This window comes from Mesotoga sp. UBA5557 (assembly GCF_002425715.1).
Taxonomy (GTDB): Bacteria; Thermotogota; Thermotogae; order Petrotogales; family Kosmotogaceae; genus Mesotoga.
Genome location: NZ_DIMV01000091.1, coordinates 1 through 3,333, shown reverse-complemented (window position 1 = coordinate 3,333; position 3,333 = coordinate 1). Strand labels below are relative to the sequence as shown.

The following is a 3,333-nucleotide window of genomic DNA, read 5'->3' as shown; positions in this document are numbered from 1 at the left end:
GTGAACCGATAACGGACAACCAGGTTCTTGGTCAAAAACCACGAGATGATAAGAAAGCAAGAGACGGATGAGCTTCATAGAAGATGATGTGGGTAATGATGAGCTGCTCGAGCGGGGATTTAAGATCAAGAGCAGAACATTGATTCATCTGACACTTTCTGTCCAGGTTCTTGCTCAAAAACCACGAGATGATGAGAGAGCAAGAGACGAGCTTCATAGAAGATGATGTGGGTAATGATTGGAATAGAAAGGGGCACTATCTGAATGTGGCAGAGATTCGAATCTCATAATGCCCTTGGAATGAATTCAACGCTATCTTCGACTCTGAAAGGACTCAAGCCAAATGGATTCTTTCAAAGTTCTACTGGTTCTGCATAGAGCTCAAAGGTCAAGACCAAGATTGTAGACCTTTTCAAGAGCCTCCGCTCTTTCATCTTCACTCAATTCGCTGCACATTCCGAAGCTCGCAAAAAACTCCATAGAAACAAAGTCGCAGATCTCTCTCATGCTCTTTTCGACAATCTCGGCTCCAGAATTAGGATCCTCACCACCGTAAGTCATGAGAAGAACAAACTTCTTTCCTTTGAAGGCCTTTTCGTAGTCGAGCGCGTACAATCTGTCGAGGAAAGTCTTCAACTGAGCACTCATGTTCCACCAGTAAATAGGCGTAGAGAAGACAATCACATCGGCTGCAACGACTTCTCCATAAAGATCAAGCATGTCGTCTTCAATTACGCAGGATTCGCCATCATTCTTGCATTTGTCGCAGCCCGCGCACGGTTCGATCCTCTTACCATGTAGAAAGACAGATTTCAGTTCCAGCTTATCATGTCCCTCTCTCATTCCCTTCATGAAATTATCCAGAACAAGCATAGTATTTCCCTTCAATCTTGGACTGCCCATAACAGAGAATACTCTCATAAGCGGACCACATCCTCTCAGTAGTTTTCATATCAGAAAAATCCTTCAGCCGGAGGAGCTCATTCTTCTCTGCGAACTCCTATTATTGTAGGAAGCAAGAGCACTAAGGAACAACATCGTTGAACAATTAGAAGTACAGATCAAATCCCAGGAGCACCGGCAGCGGCCAGAAGAACAACGAGTAATTCATTCTGTCTGTCATTTTGGTGACATCGATAATGCTCAGAGCCGGAGATATTTGAGGCTTTGCGAGCTTCAGTGTCGAGAAAGAGAAGGTAGATGAACCTCTTAGGCCCACGGCAATCATGAATCTTCTTTCAAAAAGATTGAAAGAGAGATTCTCGATTGCAGAAAAGAGTCTTCCGCTGATGCCTGCCTCAAAACTGTGATGAACGTTGTCATAGCTGTAGGAAACTGTGGGACCGGCGTACAACATAACTTGAGTAAAATCTATCGGGCCAATACTCCAGGGATTCGTTATCTTGAAACCGAAGTGATAATATCCCCTTGCCGAGTAGGTTTGAAGGATAAAGGGAAAGTATGCGATTGAAGCTCCGATATTGTTTGAGTTGAAAGTGTATCCATACGCAGAAACAGAAAGAACCACAACGATCAATACTACAAGCAGTAATTTCTTCATCATTTCCACCTCCCGATTGAAGTATATCATCTCGATCTTCTCGAAAAGAAGCTCTGGAAAGGGCCTTGCGGCTATTCTCACCGGCAGGTGTTCTCTTTTCTGTCAGAAGGGTCTGTTCTCCGTATAACCTTTGAAAGGCAAATATCGATCGAGGCTAGGTCTTTGCTAAGAAAACTTGACTCAACTAACATTGAAGTGTAAAATCCTATATGTACGTACATTCTAACTGGGGGCGATTGCCATCACTCCAAAGTACACTCTCATTGAACGTTACTTGCTCGAAGAACTCAAGTCCGGGAAATACTCCGTTGGGGATAAACTCCCCACAGAAAAGGAATTGATGAACAAGTTTAGTGCCAGCAGAGAAACAGTCCGAAAGGCTTTGGATCGGCTCTCTTTCAAGGCTGCGATAGTCAGAAGACCGGGCCTTGGAACCTTCGTCAGTTATGGAAGCGACAACCACCTTGTCGGCATTCTTGTGCAACAGATAACCAGCTACATATTTCCCTATATTGTTCTCGGAGCTGAAGATTATCTCTTCCGGAACGAATACAAGATGTTGTTAGGTAATTCTGCTGAAGATCCAGTGAAGGAGAGGCAGATTCTTTCAGAGTGGATCGAATCAGGAGTGAAGGGCTTGATAATCGACCCCGTCTACAGCGCGACTAAGAGGTCAAACAAGGATCTCGTACAGTCGATGGCCAAATCTGGAGTGAAGATCGTTCTCGTCCACAGTGACTGGAATATTGATAACGTAAGCTGCAATGTCCTCGATGACGCCTACGGAGGGGAAAAGGCATCGGAAATCTTCTTTGAATACGGTCACCAGAGAGTTGCTGTAATCTACAAGTCAACACATCTGCCTGGCGTCATAAGGGCCAAGAGCTTCGTCGACCGTTGCAAGCAGCTTGGATTCACAAAGATTTACGAGAAGTCCTTCAACGTCTCGGAATTCACTGGAGCGCCTATGCAGATAGCTCACGAACTCATGTCTCTCCCCGCTCAGCTGCGTCCGACAGCAGTATTCTGCTACAATGACGCGACCGCTCTTCAGCTTCAGTTAGTAGCCAAAAGACTGGCCTTGAATATACCCGAAGATATCTCCGTAATCGGATTCGATGACGGACCAATCGGGGATTTCAGAGAAGTCCTCACCACCTTCGCCCACCCTAAAGAAGAGGTAGGAAGGAAATCAGTCGAGATTCTTCTAGATATGCTAAATGGCTCCAATACTCACAGAGTTGTTCACAAACCAGAATTGATAGAGAGGAGCTCCGTAGCAAGAGTGAAGGAGTAGAAAAATTTACCGAGGTTGCGGATGGCGGGTTGGGGGTAGGAAAGAGCGGAATAATACGCAAGGCTGCCTTCGGCATGAAGTGAGGCTCGCTGGCGCGAGGAAGTGATGCCACCTTCGGTGGGACGCATTGCACTGAAAAGCATCAGTGGACGCAAGGCTGGCGAAGACCACGCCAGGTCGCAATGCCCGGAGATGCATCCGGGGACGCAAGGCCCGCTCCTCGGGGATGAGAACCACTTCAAATTCAGACGCGGTTCCTAACCAAGAACCTGGACGCGAAGCATAGGAACCTAGAACCCTTCTTTCCGCTCTCACGCGCGGAGGACGGTGAACCGTTGACGGCCAACGTGGTTTTCATCAGCCTGTAGTGGGTCTTTCGTAGGACGGCTGTCGCTTTAGCGTGACGTCATTTAACTCTTTTTTCAAACTTGGCACGGTGAGTAGCCCAGGGGAATTTCACCCCCAGGCTCTCTCA

3 protein-coding genes are annotated in these 3,333 nt (G+C 46.7%); 1 reads left to right on the top strand and 2 read right to left on the bottom strand.

What is annotated here, in order from left to right; translation table 11 throughout:
- Nucleotides 1-381: 381 nt before the first annotated feature.
- Both B3157_RS11455 and B3157_RS11450 read right to left on the bottom strand, forming a co-directional pair.
- Nucleotides 382-921, bottom strand: a complete 540-nt coding sequence (locus tag B3157_RS11455) for a flavodoxin family protein (protein ID WP_214079864.1) — start codon at nucleotides 919-921, stop codon at nucleotides 382-384.
- Nucleotides 922-1,048: 127 nt separating this feature from the next.
- A complete protein-coding gene (locus B3157_RS11450; RefSeq protein WP_214060031.1) occupies nucleotides 1,049-1,561 on the bottom strand; it encodes a hypothetical protein in 513 nt (170 codons plus the stop codon).
- Between the two features lie 241 nt (nucleotides 1,562-1,802).
- Here B3157_RS11450 and B3157_RS11445 point away from each other — a divergent pair, with 241 nt between their 5' ends.
- Entirely contained in the window at nucleotides 1,803-2,858 is a 1,056-nt protein-coding gene (locus B3157_RS11445; RefSeq protein ID WP_349680397.1) for a GntR family transcriptional regulator, read from the top strand.
- Nucleotides 2,859-3,333 lie beyond the last annotated feature (475 nt).